A 17638-nucleotide genomic window follows, 5' to 3' on the forward strand; every position below is an offset into this window, starting at 1 on the left:
CGCCTGGCGGATCTGGCCGGCACGTCGCGCATGGTGATCGGCGAGGGGCGAACGGTCGATCAGACCTTCACCGCCGCCGATCTGACCTATGAGGTGGATTTCAACGAACCGGAAACCGGCGAACAAGGCCGGATCAACGGCAAGCTCGAGCAACTGGCCTTCGAGGGCCGGAACGTGATCCCGGCCGGGTTCAGCCTGGCGGATGTCCAGGCCGCCTATGAGGCCGGATTCGCCTTTGACGGCGCCTTCACCTATGTGGCGGGCCAGACCAGCATCGAGGGCACCAGCGAAGGCGAAGCGTTTTCGATGGCCAGCAGCTCGGACGGCGGCCGTTTCGCGGCCAGCATCGATGCGCAGCGTCTGGCCTATGACGTCGAACAGAAGAACGCCAAGCTGTCGGTCACCTCTGCCGATGTACCGTTTCCCATCGAACTTGCGATGGCCAAGGCGGGCCTGAAACTTGAGGCTCCAATTCAGGACAGCGGCGAGGTCGAACCGTTTGCCCTGGCCCTGAACCTGACCGATTTCACCATGTCGGACATTCTGTGGAGCATGTTCGACCCGGCCGGCGCCCTGCCACGAGATCCGGCGACCATCGCGCTGGACACCACCGGTACGGCCAAGGTCCTGCTGAACATCTTCGATCCGGCCGCCGCCGAAGCGATGGAGAAGGCCGACGCCGTTCCGGCCGAGTTGCACTCGTTGAAGATCAACGAGCTGCTGGTTTCGCTGGTGGGCGCCAAGCTGACTGGCAACGGCGATTTCACCTTCGACAATTCCAACGCCGAACAGACCGGCGGCATGCCGATCCCGACCGGGGTGGTCAACCTGCAACTGGTGGGCGCAAACGCCCTGATCGACAAGTTGATCGAAATGGGGCTGGTGTCGGACAACGATGCCATGGGCGCCCGCATGATGATGGGCATGATGGCGGTTCCGGGCGAGGCGCCGGACACGCTGAATTCGACCATCGAATTCAAGGAAGACGGGCAGATCCTGGCCAATGGCCAGCGGATCAAGTGAATCCGGCCTGAAAGAGCAAAAGACAGGGGCGCGGGAACCCGCGCCCTTTTTTTGGCACCGCTCCCCGCGATCAGTCGAACAGGCCCGGTTCGTGCAGCGCGGCCTGCACCGACAGATGCGTTTTTCTGGCACCCGCCGCGCCCGGACCCGGCCCGCCTTGGGGCTTGCGGGGCCGCCTGTCGAAGGCTAGGTCCAATGCAAGCAGTCGGAGGCCACATGACCAACACACTCGAAGCAATCAGCGCCCGGATGATCGAACTGGCCGCCAAAGCCGGGGCCGAGGCGGCGGACACGATCGTGATCGACGGGGCCTCGGTTTCGGTCGAGGTGCGCGGCGGCAAGCTGGAGCATGCCGAGCGCGCCGAAAGCATCGATGTCGGGTTGCGGGTCTTTCTGGGCCAGCGTCAGGCCATCGTGTCCGGGTCGGACAGCCGCCCCGAAGCACTGCAAGCCATGGCCGAGCGCGCCGTGGCCATGGCCCGCGAGGCCCCCGCAGACCCTTTTTCTGGGCTGGCCGATCCCGACCAACTGGCGCGGAACTGGGACGGCGACGCGCTGGAACTGTTTGATCCGTCGCCCGCACCTTCCGCCGACGCGCTGATGCAGGACGCGCTGGCCGCTGAGGCCGCCGCCCTGGCCGTTCCGGGCGTGACGCAGGTGTCGGATGCAGCTGCCGCCTATGGGACGCATCGGGTGCATCTGTCGGCCACCAACGGATTCTCGGGCAGCTATGCCCGTAGCACCCGGTCGGTGTCCTGCGTGGCGATCTCGGGCGAAGGCACCGGGATGGAGCGCGACTATGACGGGGACAGCCGCACCTTTCAGACCGACCTGCGCAGCCCGGACGAGATCGGCCGGACCGCAGGTGAACGCGCGGTGCAGCGGGTCGGTGCGCGCAAGCCGCAGACCGGCCAGTTCCCGGTACTGTTCGATGAACGGATTTCATCCTCGCTGATCGGGCATCTTCTGGCGGCCAGCAATGGCGCGGCGGTTGCGCGCGGCGCATCGTGGCTGAAGGACAGCCTGGGCCAGCAGGTTCTGCCCGCACACCTGTCTCTGGTCGAGGATCCGCACCGCCCGCGCATTTCGGGATCGCGACCCTTTGACGCCGAGGGGCTGCCGACCGCCCATCGGGCGATCGTCGAAGACGGCGTTCTGACCGGCTGGACGCTGGACCTGTCCAGCGCGCGCAAGCTGGGCATGGCGCCCACCGGCAACGCCGCCCGTGGCGTGTCCGGCCCGCCCTCGCCCAGCAACTGGAACCTGAGTCTAACCCAAGGCACAGCGACGCGCGAGGATCTGTTGCGCGACATGGGCACCGGGCTGCTGGTGACCTCGATGATCGGATCGACGATCAACCCCAACACCGGTGACTATTCGCGCGGGGCGGCGGGGTTCTGGGTGGAGAACGGCGAAATCGCCTATCCGGTGAACGAATGCACCATCGCCGGAAACCTGCGCGAGATGCTGATGCGGATCATTCCGGCCAACGACGCGCGCCCCTATCTTTCGCGGGTGGTGCCCTCGCTGCTGATCGAAGGGATGACGCTTGCCGGAAACTGACCTGCTCCTGCTGATCGACGCGGCGCGCGAGGCCGGCAAGATCGCCACGCGGTATTCGGGTCGCGACGCCCGGCGCTGGGACAAACCGCAAGGCGCGGGCCCCGTCACCGAGGCCGATCTGGCCGTGAACGCGATGCTGGAACAGCGCCTGCCCGCCGCCCGGCCCGGCTATGGCTGGCTAAGCGAAGAAACCGAAGACAACCCCGACCGGCTGACCCGCGACCGTGTCTTCATCATCGACCCGATCGACGGCACCCGCAGCTTTGCCGAAGGTTCGAGCACTTGGGCGCATTCGCTGGCGGTGGCCGAGCACGGGCAGGTGATCGCGGCTGTCATTTATCTGCCCCTGCGCGACCTGCTGTTCGCAGCGGAGCGTGGCGGGGGCGCCACGTTGAACGGCCAGCCGATTCAGGCGACCCAGGTCCGGTCGGAATCCGAGGCCGAAGTGCTGGCCGCCAAACCCAGCCTCGACCCGCGACATTGGAAAGACGCCAGACCGCCCTCGTTTCGTCGGGCCTACCGGCCTTCGCTGGCCTACCGCATGGCCCTGGTCGCGCAGGGGCGGTTTGATGGGATGCTGACCCTGCGCCCAAGCTGGGAATGGGACATCGCCGCCGGCGAACTGATTCTGCACGAAGCCGGCGGGCAGTGCTCGGACCGTGCCGGCGACCGGTTGCGGTTCAACAATCCGAACCCGCGACTGAACGGCGTCGTGGCCGCCGGCCCCCGGCTGCACGAGCTGCTGATCCGACGGCTGGCACCGCCTGCAGACCAAGGCCTGCCGGCATGAGCAGACAGCGCTCTCTCAGCCTCGCGGCCTACCGGGTGCTGTCCTGGGGTGTACCCAGACCGCAGGATCACGGCACCCCCCCGCGCCCCGCGGGCGAACTGTTGTGGTTTCATATCGCCGACCGGCGCCGCCTGCGCGCGGCGAACGACTTTTGCCGACGGTTGCAGCAGACCCGGCCCGGACTATCGATCCTCAGAACCGCTCCGCCCGAGACAGACCTGACCGGCTGGACCTCGGACGACGCCCCTGTCGTCTGCCTTCCGGCCGAGAGGACCGGCGCGGCACGCAGCTTTCTGGACCACTGGCAACCCGATCTCGGGTTGTGGGTTGGCGGTGGGCTCATGCCCAACCTCGTCATCCGCGCACATGACGCCGGAATACCTCTGATCCTGCTCGAGGCCGAACCGGATATCCGCGCAGCGCCGGCGGCGAAATGGGTACCCGACATCGCCCGCCACACCTTCGACTGTTTTCAGGCCATCCACGTAACGTCCGAGGAAACCGCACGACAGATCCGCAGACTCGGCGTGGCGACGAACAAAGTGTCGGTTTCCCCGCCTCTGCGCATCAATCCGACGCTGCAATCTTGGCCCGAGGACGAATTGATCGAAACAACACATGCGGTGTCGGGGCGCCCGGTCTGGCTGGCGGCCTGGGTGGAACCGCGCGAGGTCATCTCGGTGCTGAGCGCGCATCGGCAGGCCATGCGGATGCTTCCGCGGCTGGCGATGGTCCTGCATGTCTCCGACCGGGGCGAGGTCGCCCCGCTTCGGCGCCGGCTCGAAGACATGGATCTCAGATGCGCCAACTGGGAAAACGGCGACCCGATCGAGGACGTGACCCAGGTGATCCTGTGCGACGACCCCGAAACGCTGGGCTTGTGGTACCGGTTGTGCCCGGTCACCTTCCTAGGGCGATCGCTCGAGCAGGGCAGCGTCGGTTGCGACCCGATCATCGCGACCGCGCTGGGGTCGGCCGTCATTCACGGCCCTTTCGTGGGCCATCATCAGGACATCTACGACCAACTGGACAACGCCTCGGCAGCCTGCGTGATCAGAAGCGCAACCGAGCTGGGCGATACGTTGGTCGATCTGCTGGCCCCCGACCGGGCGGCCGACATGGCCTTGGCCGGTTGGGATCTGGTGACCGAGGGGGCCCCGCAGGTGGACACGCTGATCGACATGGTTCAGGACCAGTTGGACAAAGGCCGGATGGACGATGCGAGCACCTGAATTCTGGGATACCCCTCCGGACCGGCCCGGTCTGCGCGCGCGCCTTCTGGCGCCGCTGGGGCGGATATACGCGCGGGCCACGGCCCGGCGGGTGGCGGCTGGGCCCGGGGTCGATCCGGGTGTGCCGGTGATCTGCGTCGGCAACCTGAATGCCGGCGGCACCGGCAAGACACCGACGGCAATCTGGGTTCTGGAGCAATTGCGCGATGCGTATCACACCCCGCATGTAGTCACCCGCGGCCATGGCGGATCGCTCGAAGGTCCGGTTCGGGTGGACCCATTGCGGCACACGGCCGCCCAGGTCGGGGACGAGCCCCTGCTGCTGGCGGCCTTCGCCGAGGTCTGGGTCGCCAAGGACCGTGCCGCCGGCGCCCGCGCCGCAGCCGAGACCGGCGCCACCGCGATCGTGCTGGACGACGGGTTCCAGAACCCATCGGTGGCCAAGACATTCTCGATCGTCGTGGTGGATGCGGCCCGCGGCTTTGGCAACGGCCTGTGCCTGCCCGCCGGACCGCTGCGCGAGCCGGTCGATGTCGGGCTGCAACGGGCCGATCTGGTGCTGTCGCTGGGCGATCCGGCCGCGCAGGAGCGGTTCGCGCAGCTATGGGGCAACAAGCTGGGCGTTCCGCACGCAACCGGTCAGGTCACGGCGCTGCAAACCGGGATGGACTGGGGCGAGACTCCGGTTCTGGCCTTTGCCGGTATCGGCCACCCCGAGAAGTTCTTTCAGACCCTGCGCCAACAGGGCGCGCGGCTGCTGCGGGCCGAGGCGCTGGACGATCACCAGCCGCTGACGCCGGCCCTGATGACCCGGCTGGAAAACGAGGCGCGGTTGCTGGGTGCGCAGATGGTCACCACCGAAAAAGACGCCGTTCGCCTGCCGCCCGCCTTCCGCAGCAAGGTCATCACCCTGCCGGTGCGCCTGCAGGTGGATCAGGCCGACGACGTGCGTCAGCGGTTGCTGACGGCCGCGCCGCCGCCCTAGTCGTCTTCGCCCAGTTTCGGGGCGGGGCGCGACAGGTTCAGATCGGCATCCGAAAAGACGAACGGCGCGCGGATTCCAGGCACCCCGCCCAGTTCGATCTGCATGCCGCGCGCGATCACCTGCGGATCGGCCATGACTTCGTCCAGCGTGTTGATCGGCCCGGCGGGGATGCCTTGCGCCTCGCAGGCGGCCAGCAGGTCGGCCTTGGCCCAGGTCGCCGTGGCGCCGTTCAGCCGTGCGATCAGGGTGCGGCGATTGGCCAGCCGGTCCTTGTTGTGCAGATATTCGGGCGCCTCGGCCATGTCGGGCAGGTTCAACACCTGACACAGGCGCCGGTACTGCCGGTCATTGCCGGTGGCGATAATGATGTGTCCGTCTGCACAGTCGAACACCTGATAGGGCGCCAGGTTCACATGTGCATTGCCCATGCGCTGCGGCACCTGGCCCGTGGTCAGATAGTTCAGCGCCTGGTTTGCCGTGACTGCCACGGCCACGTCCAGCAGGGCCATGTCCACATGCTGCCCGCGCCCGGTACGCTGGCGTTGGTGCAGCGCCGCCAGAACCCCGGCCACCGCATAGATGCCGGTGAACACATCGGTGATCGCCACACCTGCCTTCTGCGGCTGGCCATCGGGTTCTCCGGTCACGGACATCAGCCCCGACATGCCCTGGATGATGAAATCATAGCCAGCCCGATGCGCATAAGGTCCGGTCTGCCCGAACCCGGTGATCGAGCAATAGACGAGGCGCGGGTTCAACTGGCTGAGGCTGTCATAGTCGAGCCCGTATTTCTGCAGCCCGCCGACCTTGAAATTCTCGATCACCACATCGGCGTCAGCGACCAGCGCGCGCACCTTCTCCTGCCCTTCGGGGGTCGAGAAATCGGCGATCACCGACGCCTTGCCGCGATTGGTCGAGTGGTAATAAGCCGCCGAGACATCCTGATCGCGGGTCACGAAAGGCGGACCCCAGGCGCGGGTGTCGTCACCGGCCGGGGATTCCACCTTGATGACCTCAGCGCCCAGATCGGCAAAAGTCTGGCCGGCCCAGGGGCCAGCCAGAATGCGCGCCAGCTCGACAACCTTGAGACCGGCCAGTGGCCCGGTCATCAGTTGCCCAGTTCCTTTTCGATCAGAGCCTTGAACTCGTCATAGGACTGGTTGTCGACCTTCTTTCCGTTGACGACGAAGGACGGGGTGGACTGGATGCCGTCTTTCTCGGCGTTTTTCTGGTACCAGGCGACGAGGGTTTGCGCCTTGGTGCCGTCCTGCAGGCAGGCTTCAAGCTGATCGTTGCTCAGCCCGGCCAGACGGCCGATCTTGCGCAGTTCTTCCACGATCTCGGCCGGGCCGCCGGCGCGAGTCCAATCGGACTGGCCCTGATAGATCAGGTCGGTGATGCCAAAGAACTTCTCGGGGCCACCGCAGCGCGCCACCATCGACGCCCAGATGCCGTAGCGGTCGAAATAGACCTCGCGGTAGATGAACTTGACCTTTCCGGTGTCGATGTACTCCTTCTTGAGCTGCTTGTACGGCCCTTGATGGAAATTCGCGCAATGCGGACAGGTATAGGACGCATATTCGATGATCTCGACCGGTGCATCCTCGGCCCCCTGAACCATCTCGACGATGCTCGAGGTGTCCAGATCGGCGCTTTGCGCTTCAGCGCTGCCGACCAGTTGTGGCACAGGCACGGTGCTTGGCGATTGGGTCAGCCAATAGCCGCCAGCGGCCACGGCGATGACCGCACAGATTGCGGTTGCGATACGGCTCATTCTCAGCCCTTTCTCAGAGATTTTTGTTTGGATAGAACGTTCCGGCCCAGTCGTTCAAGGGCAGCACGCAAGTCTTGGTCGTGAACTTCGCGCGTGACTTTGTCTGCCTCGGCAACGACTTCCGGTGCGATGGTGGGTTTCGCCTGTTTCGGACGGTGTTCGAAACTGGCCTGCCCCTCGGCAAATCCTGTGGGAGCCGTCTGGGTGATGCGGATGCGGCTGATGGCGTTGTAGCCATAGACGGCATTCACCTTGTCGCGCAGACGGTCCTTCTGCATCTCCAGCATCGGAGCCTGCGGTCCGGTAGTCAGCACGGTCAGCGTGGCGCCGAGCCCACCCTTGCCATAGCCCACCTTGACCGGCCGTGCGATGGCGGCGATGTCGGGGCCCACGATATCGGCCCAATGGGTCAACAGCCGCGACACGGCAAAGCCGCGGCTTTCACCGGCTTTCCGGATCCGATCGCTCAGCAAGGACGCGGTGCGTTTGAACCCGCGGGTGGTGGACCGTCTTGGTTGCATCTGGTTTCCAACTCCTGCGCCGCTATTGTAATGGGCGTGCATCCGGGCGCCAGTGAAACCCGACAGAGAAATGGATAAAACTTGCGTGACACCGCCACCTTCGACCTGAGCCGCAGCCTGCTTGCCTGGTACGACCGACATGCCCGCGACCTGCCGTGGCGGGTCAGCCCCGCCGACAGGGCCTCGGGCGTGCAGCCCGACCCCTATCGCGTGTGGCTGTCCGAGGTGATGTTGCAGCAGACCACCGTGGCCGCCGTGCGGGATTATTTCCTGCGCTTCACCTCGCGCTGGCCGGATGTCCGGGCGCTGGCCGCCGCACCCGACGACGAGGTGATGGCGGAATGGGCCGGGCTGGGCTATTACGCCCGCGCCCGCAACCTGCTGAAATGCGCCCGCACGGTGGTGGACCAGCATGACGGGCGCTTTCCCGACAGCCATGATGCGCTGCTGATGCTGCCCGGCATCGGCCCCTACACCGCCGCTGCCATCGCGGCCATCGCCTTTGACCGCCCCGAAACCGTGCTCGACGGAAATGTCGAGCGGGTCATGGCCCGGCTGCATGACATCCACGACCCGTTGCCGAAATCGAAGCCTCTGCTGAAGGCGAAGGCCGCCGAGCTGACCCCGGACGAACGCCCCGGCGACTATGCTCAGGCGGTGATGGATCTGGGTGCCACGATCTGTACGCCGAAGTCACCGGCCTGTGGCATCTGCCCCCTGCGAGACCCGTGCCACGCCCGCGCTGCCGGAACCCAGGCCGACCTGCCGCGCAAGGCGCCCAAGGCGCCGAAACCCACCCGGATCGGCCATGTCTACATCGCGCAGCGCGCCGATGGCGCAATCCTGCTGGAACGCCGCCCCGAGACCGGGCTTTTGGGCGGGATGCTGGGCTTTCCAGGCTCGGACTGGGCCGAGGACACAGCCGAGGCGCCGCCCTTTCCGGCCGATTGGACCCTGCTGCCCGCCGAGGTGCGCCATACCTTTACCCATTTCCACCTTATCCTGCGCGTCTGGACCGCCGCCGTGCCCGCGGAGGTGAACCCCGAGGGGTTGCTGGTGACGCCCAAACATTCCTTTCGCCCCAGCGACCTTCCGACCGTGATGCGCAAGGCGCATGATCTATGGCGCGGCAGTTCGACCTCTGGGAAAACGCAGCGGGCGGGATTACCCTGACGGCAGAGTTTCGGAGCCTGAACCATGATCCCGACTGACACCCTGTCGCGCTGGCAATCGGCCCTGCCCTTCTGGGTTTCCTTCCTTTTGATCCCGATCCTGTGGTTCACCGCTTTTGCCGGCGGCTGGTGGGTGCTGCTGGTGCCGCTGTCTACCTGGTGGCTGTTTGCGGCGCTGGACGGCCTGACCGGGCTGAACCTTGAAAACGCCGACCCCGAAACGCCCGAGGACGCGCTGCGCTGGTACGTCCTGCTGACCAAGGCCTGGGTGCCGGTCCAGTTTTTCACGCTTTATGGCTTGATCTGGTACGCCACCCGCGCCGAACACCTGTCATCGCTGGAAAAGATCGGACTTTTCTTCGGGATGGGCGTGATCTCGGGTACGATCGGCATCAACTACAGCCACGAGCTGATGCACCAGAAGGGCCGGCTGGAACGGTGGCTGGGCGACATCCTACTGGCGATGGTGCTGTATTCGCATTTTCGGTCCGAACACCTGCTGGTGCATCACCGCTATGTGGGCACGCCGCGCGACTCGGTGACCGCGCGCTACAACGAAGGGTTCCACCGCTTTTATCCGCGCGTCCTGCGCCAGTGCCTGGTGTCCGCGTTTCAGGCCGAGAAGGCCAAGCTGGCGCGCAAGGGGCTGAGCTGGACGGACCGGTCGAACCCGTTCTGGCGGTACTGGGGGCTGCAGGGGCTGATGCTGGCGCTGGCGCTGCTGCTCGGCGGATGGGCGGGGCTGGGGCTGTTCCTGGTTCAGGCGGGCACCGCGATCTGGCAGCTGGAGCTGGTCAACTATGTCGAGCATTATGGACTGACGCGCAAATACCTGGGCGACGGCAAATACGAACATGTCCGGCCGCGCCACTCGTGGAACGCCGCGCACAAGGCCTCGAACTGGCTGCTGATCAATCTGCAACGCCACTCGGACCATCATTACAAGCCCAACCGGCGGTTTCCGCTGCTGCAGAACCACCCTGCCGAAGCGGCCCCGCAACTGCCCTATGGCTATCCGGTGATGACGGTCGCGGCAATGATCCCGCCGCTGTGGCGGCGCATGATGAACCCGCGGGTGCGGGCCTGGCGGCAACAGTACTATCCCGAGATCACCAACTGGCGGCCCTACAACAGAGCAGAGCTGCCGATGCCGCGCGCCTAGAGCGTCCAGATGGTCATCGGCTGGTCGACCCCGCGGATCACCTGCCGGTCATGCCGGACGAACCCAGCCATCAGGTCGACGGCAGAATCAGCCTGCCGTAGCGCCTGTTCACGCAGCTCGTCCGAGACCACGACACGGGCCCCCATCTCGCGGGTCATCGCCTCAAGCTTGGCGGCCAAGTTCACCGCGTCTCCAATCACCGCGAATTCCAGCCGATTGGCGCCGATATCGCCCAGAACCACCGGGCCGAAATGCACTCCGATGCCCACCTGGATCTCTTCTCCCCCGGCCCGGCGCCGTTCCAGGTTCCACCGGTCGATGATGTCCACCATCGACCGCGCGCAGGACAGGGCGTTGACCGCGTCCAACGGGGTCGGAACCGGAGTGCCGAACGTGGCCATCAGACCGTCGCCCAGATATTTGTCCAGCGTGCCGTGATGGTGAAACACCTCGGCCTCCATTCGCGCGTGAAAGCCCCGCAGCACCTCGATCACTTCATAGGGGTCACGCCCGGCTGAAAATTTGGTGAAGCCGATGATGTCGATGAACAGAACCGCGATGTTTTCCTTGCGCACCTGCTTGAGCGGCTCGTCGTTCTGGCTCAGTTGCTCAACCACGTTGGGCGAGAAGTATCGCGACAGGTTGGCGCGTTCTCGTTCCAGCCCGGCGTTTGAGATCAACAGGCGATTGAGCCGCCGCATCGACACGCCCAGCGTGACCGCGACCATCATGAACACGATCACCTCTTGCACGCGCATCGGAACCATGAAGCTGTTTGGGTCCAACAATTCAGCCACGGCAGGATAGCCCTGCAACGCGGCGGCGACCGCCTCGCTGAGCCCGGGGATGGGCGTGGCCACCCCCCAGGCGACGATCCAGCCCACCGTCCACATCAGGGCCGTCCAGCTGCCCATGGCGATCACCGTCCGCCAGGAATAGGCCAGCGTACCCGCGGCCAAGATGACGAAGAAATACTGAAAATTGTCGAACCGGTACTGCATCGCCAGTGGGCGCACATCGTCGCTGAACGGGTTGGGGACGATCATGCCCAGCGTCATGATCAGCAGATCGGCGAAAATCAACAACAGCTCGATCCGGGATTGGCCCACCCGGCCGGCGCGACGGATCAACCAGCCGTTGCCGCAGAGCAGCAGCAGGATGAAATGGTACCACATCACATCCCAGTTCGGGTTCAGAAACACCAGCAGGACACCGGTCAGCGCCATGGCGATCCAGCGGGCGCGGACGGCCAGTTCCAGCCCTTCGCGCTTGTGCCGTTCCAGCGCGGCCTCGGTGTATTTGTTGTCCAGATCGAACCTGTCCGGCGTGGTCACGAAAAACCGCCCGAACCGGGACGGGGTGGCGGCGGTGTCGGTCATTGGCTGATGCTCCCTCGCATTGTAGCGGGATATGAGGTCCGACCATCCAAACATCACCGGGCCAAAAACAAAAGACCCCGCCGGGTTCGGCGGGGCAAGGCGTGGTACCATGTGTCAGGCCACAGGCACCGGCGGTATGGGTGTGATCAGTTGTGCAGTTCGGCCCGGATCTGCTGGCGCAGCACGTCGATCGGAACCGTTTTTCCGTCGCGTTTGAAGCACCAGTACGTCCAACCATTGCAGGACGGCGCGTTTTCCAGATGCGCGCCCACCTGATGGATCGAACCCTTGATGTTGTCGCCCACCAGCGTGCCGTCGGCCCGCACCTTGGCCTTGTGACGCCGGTTCATCGAATACAGCTCCTCGCCCGGGCGCAGCATGCCGCGTTCGACCAACTGACCGAAGGGCACGCGCGGCTCGGCGCGCTTGCTGGCGCTGACCTCGAGCGCGTCACGGTCGAACTTTCGCACCTTGGCGATGCGCTTTTCGGCCACTTTGCGATAGCTTTCCTCGCGCTCGATCCCGATGAACTCGCGTCCCAGCATCTTGGCCACTGCGCCGGTGGTTCCGGTACCGAAGAACGGGTCAAGCACCACGTCGCCCGGGTTGGTCGAACCGATCAGAACCCGGTGCAGCAGCGACTCGGGCTTTTGCGTCGGGTGCGCCTTGTCGCCGTTTTCATCCTTCAGACGTTCGTGGCCCGTGCAGATCGGCAGCACCCAGTCGCTGCGCATCTGTACGCCTTCGTTCAACGCCTTCAGCGCCTCGTAGTTGAAGGTGTATTTGGCCCCTTCCCGCTTGCTGGCCCAGATCATCGTTTCATGCGCGTTGGTGAACCGCTTGCCGCGGAAATTCGGCATCGGGTTCGACTTGCGCCAGATCACGTCATTCAGGATCCAATAGCCCGCATCCTGCAGGGCCGAGCCCACACGGAAGATGTTATGATACGAGCCGATCACCCAGATCGCCCCGTTGGGCTTGAGCAGCCGATGCGCGGCCTTCAGCCAGGCCCGGGTGAACTTGTCATAGGCGGCAAAGCTGGAAAACTGGTCCCAGTGGTCATCCACCGCATCGACCTGGCTGTTGTCGGGGCGGTGTAATTGACCCTTCAGCTGCAGGTTATACGGCGGATCGGCAAAAATCAGATCCACCGACGCCTCGGGCAGACTGTTCATCACCTCGATGCAGTCGCCGGAAAGAATCGTGTTTAATGGGAGCGCGGCCGCGCCCTGTGTCTGGGTTTTCGTCATTTCTCTGCCTCAATATCCACGGCGCTTTTGCGCTCATTTGGTTGAGACAAGGATGAGTCAAACCGGATTCGCCGTCAATTTCTTTTTTGAATCATGGGGTTACGATTTACTCTTGATACAAGATATTGTGGACGGGCTTGAACGAACGTCTATGATGTGGGGTTACCCCAAGATTTTGCAGCGCCTCGCGATGCTGTTTGGACGGATAGCCCGCATTGGTTTCCCAGCCATAGCCAGGATGCTGTTGCGCCAAATCCACCATCACCTGATCGCGCCAATTCTTTGCAAGGATCGACGCCGCCGCAATCGAGACTGACTTCGCATCGCCTTTGACCACAGCCTGCGCCGGCACGGTCAGACCCTTGGGGATCAGATTGCCGTCGATCAACACATAGTCCGGCGCCGGCTTCAGCGCCGCCACGGCGCGCTCCATCGCCAGGTGCGAAGCATACAAGATGTTGAGGTCGTCAATCTCGGCCACGCTGGCCTCGGCAATGGCGTATTCGGACCGGGCGCGCAGATCCGCATCCAGCGCAAGCCGCCGGCGGGCGGTCAATTTCTTGGAATCGTTCAGACCCTCGGGGACGTCCTGCGGGTTCAGAATGACCGCCGCGGCCACAACCGGCCCGGCCAGCGGGCCGCGCCCCACCTCGTCCACGCCGGCGATCCTGGGGTAGCCTTGCGCGATCAGCGCCTGTTCCAGTTCGAAATTCGGAGTCGTCATGCCATTGGCAAACCGTGTTTCGCCCCGGTCTGCAAGACAAAAGAAGGGGGCGATCGGCGCCGCCCCCTTCCCGCACGGCGCGTCTGACGGCGCCGCTCCTGCTCGAAACGTATTACTAGTAAACCACGCGGTATCCCTTCTGGCGCAGACAGGCCGGCTCGTACGCACGCTCGACCTTCTTGCCGTTCCAGAATCCGACCTTGCACTGTTGCGGCAGGCTGGCCGAATAGTCGTAGTGCTTGTTCAGGCATTTCGTCGCCAAGAGCGGACGCTCTGTGGAATAGTGCTTGAAGACCCGCAGGCACTGCTGCGGCAAGTCATAGCGCGCAACCCGGGGCGGCAGAGGGCGCACATGGTGTGGACGCCGGACAGGTGGTTGCACTTTTGGCGGGGTGTATATGTGATTGTAGGTACGGGTGACCGTCTTGGGCCGTGTCTGTTTGTCGAAATGATTGATGGCCGCGCCAAGCAGGGCAATGGCGGCAAGACCGCCCAGGATGTCATGGGCATCGGCAGCCCGCGCCTTCGAGGCCGAAATCCCGGTGATGGCAATGGCGGTCGACACGACCAGGGCGATGAATTTCTTGTGCATCGGACACGTCCTTTCGGATGAACTGCGTGGCCGCGTCTGCGACCGTCGGAAGTGATGCACCATCCTTGCTGCCGGCCCTGCAAGACAGGCAATATCGGCCCAGTGATATCCGATATCATTGGTGTAACCCCCCTGAGATATTGAATATCGCACCAAGCCATGCGCAGGATACGGCCCATGAGACAGATCCTCTCTTTCCTGGCGGTATCCACGCTGCTATCGCTTCTCGCCACCACTGCGGCGGCAGAGTGCTATGCCGACTACAAGGCCAAACAGGACAACCCGCTGCGCCTGCACTATGGCGTGATGGAGGTCCCGGTCTGCCAGCCGGGGCCAGCCAGGCAAGAGATTGCAAAGCGGCTGAAAAAGTCGGGCTGGACGCTGCTGAACGTCATCTCGGTCTTTGGCCCCGAGGGTCTGGATCAAAGGAAGGAAAATGCCGGAAAATTCTTTCTCCGTTTCTGAGGCGCGGCGTTCTGGGGCCCGGCTGGTCGGTTTTGGCATCGCGGCGATCGTCCTCATCCTGATCACGGCGGCAGCCTTCCTGTTCTGGACGCTTCCGGACGCCAACGCCTTCAACGCGCGGGTCGAGCGGCTGTTCGTCGAAAGCGATCTGACCACCCAAGCCGAGATCCGCCTGCTGGAAATCCTCGCCCAATCGGGGACCGCCTTTGCAGACACGCTGGCCAGCTACCGGATGGTGATCTTCGTGCTGCTGGTATTTGCAACCGCCATGCTTGTGGCCGCGCTGGTCTTTCTTGTGATGCTGACCGCACTGAACCGCCGCATGGCCCAGATCGAACGCACCGGCATCCAGGTGACCTCGCTGCTCATCAGCCGCGAGGAAAACACGGTGTACCTGAACAACATGGATTTCAAACTCACGCCCGCCGCCATGGAGACCCTGTCGGTGCTGGCCGAATCGCGGCTGGACGACGAAGTTCTGTCAGGTGCCCAGATCGAAGCGATGATCTCGGGCCGAGACGCCAGCGATTGTGACGAAGCCGCTGGTGCGACCCGCATCAAGCGGCTGCGCGACGCGCTGGGCAACCAGATGGTCAGCGAGTTGCTGGTGAAGAACATCGCCAAAAAAGGCTATATGCTGTCGATCGACAAGGACGTCATCAAGATGGTCTGACGGGCTCGGGTCCCGACCGGTAAAATCTGCGTTGCCCCCCTTGGAAAACCGCCGTGTAGGGCCCATCCTTTAGAAACCCGGCACGGGAGGTTGTTGATGAACGTCCACGCCCCGCCCGAAACCAAAGGCTATGAAATCGCGATCGAGCGGCTGACAGGCCGCGTCGCGATCTACCGCGACGATCTTGTTCTGGCCGAAAGCACCAATGCAAAGGTCATGTATGAAACGCGGCTGGCGCCGGTCATCTATGTGCCGCGCGAAGACGTTTGCGTCGACCTCGGCCCCGAGACCGATCTGCAGACCTTCTGCCCGTTCAAAGGCACCGCCACCTATCATGACGTGATCCTGGGCGACGAACGGCTGTCCAATTCGGTCTGGGCCTACGAGGATTCGCTGCCCGAAAGCGAGGCCATCCAAGGCCATATCGGTTTCATGCCCGAGTCCTATACCCACATCGACCTTGGCGAAAACCAGCTGCGCAGCGTACAGGACGGCAACATCAGCGGCCCCTTGATCGATTGGCTGATGCGGGGCGCCGGCACGATTCGAACACCCGAAGCCTTCACCAAGGCGCTGGCCGAGAACATGCAGCAGCATGGAATCGCAATCCAAAGACTCAGCGTACTGGTCTGGTCGCTGCACCCGCTGATCGCCGGCAAACACTATATCTGGGAGAAGGGCGCCGAAGAGATTTCGACCAATGTTCCCACCTATGAAATCCATGACCACCCGGCCTTCATCAACAGCCCGCTGCGGCATGTGTCGAACGGTCTGGGTGGCGTCCGGCAGCGGTTGACCGATGCCAACCCGCGCCACAGCTTCCCGATCATGGAAGACCTGCGCGCCAAGGGCGGCACGGATTATGTCGCCATGCCCCTGCCGTTCTCGGATGGTCGCATAAATGTCCTGACCCTGACCTGCGACCACCCGGATGGGTTCACGACCGAGAACCTCGGACTGGTCTTTGAATGCGCCTCCGTCATCGCCCGTTTCTACGAGGTCTTCACCCAGCGCGAAAACGCCCAGGCCCTGCTCGAGACCTATGTGGGCAAGCGCACGGGCGCCCGTGTTCTGGGCGGCGACATCCGGCGCGGTGACGGCGATGACATCGATGCCGCGATAATGTTCTGCGACCTGCGCAATTCAACCAGTCTCGAGGAAAAACTGGGACGGTCGGCCTACATCACCTTGCTTAACGCGTTCTTCGAAACCGTCTCGGGGATCGTGCATGCAAATGGCGGCGAGGTTCTGAAATTCATCGGCGACGCCGTGCTTGCGGTCTTTCCCGCCGGAGACGAACCTGCACGGGCGCGGTCAAACGCACAACGCAGCGCCATCAAGATCGTCGAGCAATTGGCCGAACTGAAGGCATCCGATGCTGACCATCATTGCGACTGCTCGATCGGCATCGCCTATGGTCGGGTCACCTACGGCAATGTCGGCTCGCGCGAGCGGCTGGATTTCACCGTCATCGGCCGGGCCGCGAACATCGCCGCTCGGCTGGGAGAATTGGGCAAAACCAATGGCCACCGCATCCTCGTGTCAGAGGACATCGCACCCGAATGCGCCGACGTCGTGCCGCTGGGGCCGCTCAAGCTCCACAATGTCTCGCGCCCCGTCACCTGCTTTGCCCTGCATACTCCGGCCGAAGGTCTCCTTGGCGGTTGAGCCGGCTTGTACAGCGCGGCGTCAGAAGCATCCGCAAGGGACGCAACTGACCCGCCTCCGGCTGGCCAGCAGCGACCCCGAAACCGGGTCACGCCGATCCGCCCAGCAAGATCAAAGCCGTTTGCGCCGGCGAAATCGTGCTTTGCAGATCGGCGATCTGACGGCGCGCCAGATAGGTGTCGGTCAGGGTTTCCACCGCCGCGTCCGAGGAGAACTGCGACAGGTCACCGGACCCGGTCAAACCCGACAGTTTGTCCCGGAAAATCTCCAGTTGCTTGTCGATATCCAGCTGCCCGAAACTTGATGGCAACCCCAGCGCGGTTTCCATCATGCTGCGCAACGGCGGCAAACTCATCAAGTCGTACCATTTCTTTGTTTCGCTTCCCGACTGCGACGCGAGGTCCTGCAAGGCATGCTGTGCGAAAAGCGCGATCCGCATGGAATCGTCCGTTTCACCCACCGAGGTTTCGAACCGGGACACGATGCCTCTCTGGGCGATTTGCTCCATATCCGTGATCAGGACCGTTTTTTTCACCTCACCTGGCCCCAGTCCGAACGCCTCTGAAAACTCGCGGTACCGGCTGTCGGCAAGGCGGTTGGCAAGAGCGTCATCGGCGCTGGTTCCGTCGGACAGAACCTTCTGGATGAAATACCGGTTGTCCAGG

The 17638-nt window shown here is 63.9% G+C and carries 19 protein-coding genes; 10 read left to right on the forward strand and 9 right to left on the reverse strand.

What is annotated here, in order from left to right:
* Window positions 1–1023, forward strand: a 1023-nt coding sequence (locus AC2FM3_RS16385) for a DUF2125 domain-containing protein (protein ID WP_496683938.1), incomplete at its 5' end; no start/stop codon positions are given.
* A 70-nt stretch (window positions 1024–1093) separates the two neighbouring features.
* Here AC2FM3_RS16385 and AC2FM3_RS16390 read toward each other — a convergent pair.
* Window positions 1094–1219 (reverse strand): hypothetical protein, encoded by a 126-nt coding sequence (locus tag AC2FM3_RS16390; RefSeq protein ID WP_496683941.1) that lies wholly within the window; start codon window positions 1217–1219, stop codon window positions 1094–1096.
* A 20-nt stretch (window positions 1220–1239) separates the two neighbouring features.
* Between AC2FM3_RS16390 and AC2FM3_RS16395 the strand changes: the two genes are divergently transcribed.
* Genes AC2FM3_RS16395 through lpxK form a run of 4 tightly spaced genes read left to right on the forward strand, consistent with a single transcriptional unit; the run spans window position 1240 to window position 5593 of the window.
* Window positions 1240–2586: a TldD/PmbA family protein gene (locus AC2FM3_RS16395; RefSeq protein ID WP_496683943.1), complete on the forward strand. Its 1347-nt coding sequence runs from the start codon at window positions 1240–1242 to the stop codon at window positions 2584–2586.
* Complete coding sequence (locus AC2FM3_RS16400; protein WP_496683946.1) at window positions 2573–3376, forward strand: inositol monophosphatase family protein; 804 nt, start codon at window positions 2573–2575, stop codon at window positions 3374–3376. Before AC2FM3_RS16395 ends, AC2FM3_RS16400 begins: the two co-directional genes overlap by 14 nt.
* Window positions 3373–4608: a 3-deoxy-D-manno-octulosonic acid transferase gene (locus tag AC2FM3_RS16405; protein ID WP_496683948.1), complete on the forward strand. Its 1236-nt coding sequence runs from the start codon at window positions 3373–3375 to the stop codon at window positions 4606–4608. Before AC2FM3_RS16400 ends, AC2FM3_RS16405 begins: the two co-directional genes overlap by 4 nt.
* Entirely contained in the window at window positions 4595–5593 is a 999-nt protein-coding gene (gene lpxK, locus AC2FM3_RS16410; protein ID WP_496683950.1) for a tetraacyldisaccharide 4'-kinase, read from the forward strand. Before AC2FM3_RS16405 ends, lpxK begins: the two co-directional genes overlap by 14 nt.
* Here lpxK and AC2FM3_RS16415 read toward each other — a convergent pair.
* Genes AC2FM3_RS16415 through AC2FM3_RS16425 form a run of 3 tightly spaced genes read right to left on the reverse strand, consistent with a single transcriptional unit; the run spans window position 5590 to window position 7888 of the window.
* Complete coding sequence (locus tag AC2FM3_RS16415) at window positions 5590–6702, reverse strand: CaiB/BaiF CoA transferase family protein (protein WP_496683953.1); 1113 nt, start codon at window positions 6700–6702, stop codon at window positions 5590–5592. The two genes, lpxK and AC2FM3_RS16415, sit on opposite strands and share 4 nt — an antisense overlap.
* Window positions 6702–7367: a DsbA family protein gene (locus AC2FM3_RS16420; protein ID WP_496683955.1), complete on the reverse strand. Its 666-nt coding sequence runs from the start codon at window positions 7365–7367 to the stop codon at window positions 6702–6704. Before AC2FM3_RS16420 ends, AC2FM3_RS16415 begins: the two co-directional genes overlap by 1 nt.
* A 2-nt stretch (window positions 7368–7369) precedes the next feature.
* Entirely contained in the window at window positions 7370–7888 is a 519-nt protein-coding gene (locus AC2FM3_RS16425) for a DUF721 domain-containing protein (RefSeq protein ID WP_496683957.1), read from the reverse strand.
* Between the two features lie 81 nt (window positions 7889–7969).
* On the opposite strand from AC2FM3_RS16425, the gene mutY reads away from it, so the two are divergent.
* Together mutY and AC2FM3_RS16435 are read left to right on the forward strand one after the other, a co-directional pair.
* Window positions 7970–9061 carry an A/G-specific adenine glycosylase gene (mutY, locus tag AC2FM3_RS16430; RefSeq protein WP_496683959.1) on the forward strand — a complete coding sequence of 364 codons (1092 nt, stop codon included), beginning with the start codon at window positions 7970–7972 and terminating at the stop codon, window positions 9059–9061.
* Window positions 9062–9085: 24 nt separating this feature from the next.
* The gene (locus AC2FM3_RS16435; protein ID WP_496683962.1) at window positions 9086–10222 is read left to right on the forward strand and encodes an alkane 1-monooxygenase; all 1137 of its coding nucleotides are present in this window, start codon (window positions 9086–9088) and stop codon (window positions 10220–10222) included.
* On the opposite strand, the gene AC2FM3_RS16440 is transcribed toward AC2FM3_RS16435, so the two are convergent.
* The 4 genes from AC2FM3_RS16440 to AC2FM3_RS16455 all read right to left on the reverse strand — a co-directional run bounded on the left by AC2FM3_RS16440 (window position 10219) and on the right by AC2FM3_RS16455 (window position 14167).
* Window positions 10219–11601 carry an adenylate/guanylate cyclase domain-containing protein gene (locus AC2FM3_RS16440; protein ID WP_496683963.1) on the reverse strand — a complete coding sequence of 461 codons (1383 nt, stop codon included), beginning with the start codon at window positions 11599–11601 and terminating at the stop codon, window positions 10219–10221. The genes AC2FM3_RS16435 and AC2FM3_RS16440 overlap by 4 nt on opposite strands.
* Window positions 11602–11747: 146 nt before the next feature.
* Window positions 11748–12851, reverse strand: coding sequence for a site-specific DNA-methyltransferase (locus AC2FM3_RS16445; protein ID WP_490361517.1), 1104 nt, complete (start codon window positions 12849–12851; stop codon window positions 11748–11750).
* Between the two features lie 106 nt (window positions 12852–12957).
* Complete coding sequence (rnhB, locus tag AC2FM3_RS16450; protein WP_496683966.1) at window positions 12958–13575, reverse strand: ribonuclease HII; 618 nt, start codon at window positions 13573–13575, stop codon at window positions 12958–12960.
* Window positions 13576–13690: 115 nt separating this feature from the next.
* Window positions 13691–14167, reverse strand: a complete 477-nt coding sequence (locus AC2FM3_RS16455) for a hypothetical protein (protein ID WP_496683967.1) — start codon at window positions 14165–14167, stop codon at window positions 13691–13693.
* A 177-nt stretch (window positions 14168–14344) separates the two neighbouring features.
* Here AC2FM3_RS16455 and AC2FM3_RS16460 point away from each other — a divergent pair, with 177 nt between their 5' ends.
* From AC2FM3_RS16460 to AC2FM3_RS16470, 3 genes are all read left to right on the forward strand, one after another.
* Window positions 14345–14632, forward strand: a complete 288-nt coding sequence (locus tag AC2FM3_RS16460; protein ID WP_496683969.1) for a hypothetical protein — start codon at window positions 14345–14347, stop codon at window positions 14630–14632.
* Window positions 14604–15305: a winged helix-turn-helix domain-containing protein gene (locus tag AC2FM3_RS16465; protein ID WP_496683970.1), complete on the forward strand. Its 702-nt coding sequence runs from the start codon at window positions 14604–14606 to the stop codon at window positions 15303–15305. The genes AC2FM3_RS16460 and AC2FM3_RS16465 overlap by 29 nt, the downstream gene beginning before the upstream one ends.
* Before the next feature lie 96 nt (window positions 15306–15401).
* Complete coding sequence (locus AC2FM3_RS16470; RefSeq protein WP_496683972.1) at window positions 15402–16973, forward strand: DUF427 domain-containing protein; 1572 nt, start codon at window positions 15402–15404, stop codon at window positions 16971–16973.
* A gap of 88 nt (window positions 16974–17061) precedes the next feature.
* Here AC2FM3_RS16470 and AC2FM3_RS16475 read toward each other — a convergent pair.
* Window positions 17062–17638: DUF1217 domain-containing protein (locus AC2FM3_RS16475; protein WP_496683973.1), on the reverse strand; the 577-nt coding region annotated here is incomplete at its 5' end.

The organism is Ruegeria sp. BHSB172 (assembly GCF_059613165.1).

Coding starts and splice junctions, on each gene's coding strand:
- AC2FM3_RS16415 (WP_496683953.1), bottom strand. CDS start 6,702: ATGACCGGGCCACTGGCCGGTCTCAAGGTTGTCGAGCTGGCGCGCATT.
- AC2FM3_RS16445 (WP_490361517.1), bottom strand. CDS start 12,851: ATGACGAAAACCCAGACACAGGGCGCGGCCGCGCTCCCATTAAACACG.
- AC2FM3_RS16465 (WP_496683970.1), top strand. CDS start 14,604: ATGCCGGAAAATTCTTTCTCCGTTTCTGAGGCGCGGCGTTCTGGGGCC.
- AC2FM3_RS16460 (WP_496683969.1), top strand. CDS start 14,345: ATGAGACAGATCCTCTCTTTCCTGGCGGTATCCACGCTGCTATCGCTT.
- AC2FM3_RS16435 (WP_496683962.1), top strand. CDS start 9,086: ATGATCCCGACTGACACCCTGTCGCGCTGGCAATCGGCCCTGCCCTTC.
- AC2FM3_RS16405 (WP_496683948.1), top strand. CDS start 3,373: ATGAGCAGACAGCGCTCTCTCAGCCTCGCGGCCTACCGGGTGCTGTCC.
- AC2FM3_RS16440 (WP_496683963.1), bottom strand. CDS start 11,601: ATGACCGACACCGCCGCCACCCCGTCCCGGTTCGGGCGGTTTTTCGTG.
- AC2FM3_RS16420 (WP_496683955.1), bottom strand. CDS start 7,367: ATGAGCCGTATCGCAACCGCAATCTGTGCGGTCATCGCCGTGGCCGCT.
- AC2FM3_RS16470 (WP_496683972.1), top strand. CDS start 15,402: ATGAACGTCCACGCCCCGCCCGAAACCAAAGGCTATGAAATCGCGATC.
- AC2FM3_RS16395 (WP_496683943.1), top strand. CDS start 1,240: ATGACCAACACACTCGAAGCAATCAGCGCCCGGATGATCGAACTGGCC.
- AC2FM3_RS16425 (WP_496683957.1), bottom strand. CDS start 7,888: ATGCAACCAAGACGGTCCACCACCCGCGGGTTCAAACGCACCGCGTCC.
- lpxK (WP_496683950.1), top strand. CDS start 4,595: ATGCGAGCACCTGAATTCTGGGATACCCCTCCGGACCGGCCCGGTCTG.
- rnhB (WP_496683966.1), bottom strand. CDS start 13,575: ATGACGACTCCGAATTTCGAACTGGAACAGGCGCTGATCGCGCAAGGC.
- AC2FM3_RS16455 (WP_496683967.1), bottom strand. CDS start 14,167: ATGCACAAGAAATTCATCGCCCTGGTCGTGTCGACCGCCATTGCCATC.